The sequence below is a fragment of the Mesorhizobium sp. WSM4814 genome, assembly GCF_055811595.1.
This window is the reverse complement of the sequence record NZ_JBVVQT010000062.1, coordinates 1-1,826: the sequence shown is the minus strand read 5'-3', so window position 1 is coordinate 1,826 and position 1,826 is coordinate 1. Positions and strand designations below refer to the sequence as shown.

General features: G+C 64.1%; 1 protein-coding gene. It reads right to left on the bottom strand.

The features are described from left to right. A partial coding sequence (locus AC0L2V_RS32140) for a winged helix-turn-helix domain-containing protein (protein WP_473522182.1) occupies window positions 1-1,826 on the bottom strand: 1,826 nt, incomplete at both ends.

Sequence of the window (1,826 nt, the reverse complement as noted above, 5' to 3'; positions counted from 1 at the left end):
AGCGCGGCCGCTGCAAGAATGCATATCTCGGTCCGTTTGCGAGCGCCGCCATCCAGCCGCGGCAGCAGGTCGCTGAGCAGCGCTGCGGCTTCGCGCGGCTTCCTGTCGGCGAGCAGCACCTGGAACTTCGTGATGCAGTGCGCCCAGCGCTCGACCATCGGCTCGTTGGCGGCCTCGCTCGCCGCCATGAAGCGCTCGCAATCCTCATAGGCAGCCGCGAAATCGGCTTGCCTGGCATGAAGCGCGGCATAGCAATTGGCGACGATGGCGACCTGTGTGCTGAAACGGCTGTCGGCGATCTCGGCCAGGCGCTCGACCACCTGGTCGAGCTCGGCAAAGTCGTTGCGGAACTTCATCTGCATCTGAAGATGATACAGGCCACCGAACTCCACACCCTTGAGCGACTCGCGCTCACCGATGGCGATCGCCTCCCGCAACGCCGCTTCGGCCGACGGGTAGGGAAAACCCCGTCTCTTATACGGGAAGTAACGGCCACTCTTGGCGCCAAACTCAACCAGCCACATGCCGAGCACCCAAGGCAGCACCTCCTTGTCGCTCAAATCCTCGACAACGCTGTCGACGGCCTTGGTGAACAGATCGGCCCGCATGACCGATACCGAATGCTCGATCAGCGTTTCGCTGGCAAGCAGACGCAATCCGCTTGGGTCGTGCTCGGGATTCCGGGTCAGCCGCTCCAGCAGTTCGGTTTCCAGCGCTTGCCCGGCCGGGCTGTTGCGGTAGTAGTCGTCGCCGAAGTTCAGCGCCCGCACCATGCCGATGCGCACCAGCATCGCTTCCTCGGAAGGCAGTTCCGGCAGGCCGCGCTCGATGATCTCGAACGCCCGGCGGGTCCAGGCCGAAAGACCCTCATAGGTGCGCCAACTGTCCGTCTTGACCAGAACCGCGCGCGACACCGCAAGACACAGACCGCGCAGATCGTCGGCCGCGCCAAAGGCATGCCATGCCTTCGACAGCCAGTGCTCTGCCGCGGCGTCGTTCGGCATGTGGGCCACGCCCAGCCAATAGAAATGCCAGCCGTTCATGAACGCTTCCGGCAACCGGCCGGCCCATTCGATGAAGGTCGTTCGATGTCCCTGCGCCAGCACGGTCTCCGCCCGGCTCAGCATGAGCCCGCTCGCCTGGTCCCAATCCTCTGCCTGCAAGGCGAGGTGTATGGCTTCGTCATGACGACCGGCGTCGGCGAGCACCTTCGCCGCCCTTTGTTTGAGCGACTTCTGCTCTTCTGCCGTCACACGCTGCGCGAAGCGTCGGTCGAGGAAATCCCGCAAGAGGTCGTGCAGGTGGAAAACGTCGCGGCTGTTTTCCGTTCGCGTGACCAGCAACTGCCGCCTGTAGAGCCTGTCGAGCAGCTTGCCCGCTTCGCTCGACCCGATCATCACGTCCGCCAGTTCGGCGCTGATTTCGGGCAGCAGATTGAGTTTCAGCAGCATGTCCTGGTCGGCGGCGGGAAGGGAAAGGAAGAAATGGCGGCCGAGAACGTCCGACAGGGCATTCTGCCCGCCGGGTGCTGTCCCGGTCGTGTCATCAGGGCCGACCGCCGAGCCGTGATCGGCGAGGAGAACCAGCCCGATCGCCCAGCCGCGCGCCGCTTCGACATCGACTGGAACGGCGCCGTTCCTCGACCGCAGCTTGACGAAATCGCGTGCTTCCGATGTTGAGAATTCGAGCGCCCACCTGTCGACGACGGCCACTTGGCCCTTGAGAACGAGGTCGCCCAGTTCGTTGTGGGGCAGCGTGCGCGAGACGCAGATGCAGCGGACCGTGTCAGGAAGTTCACGGAACATCACCGAAAGCACCGCCCGGAA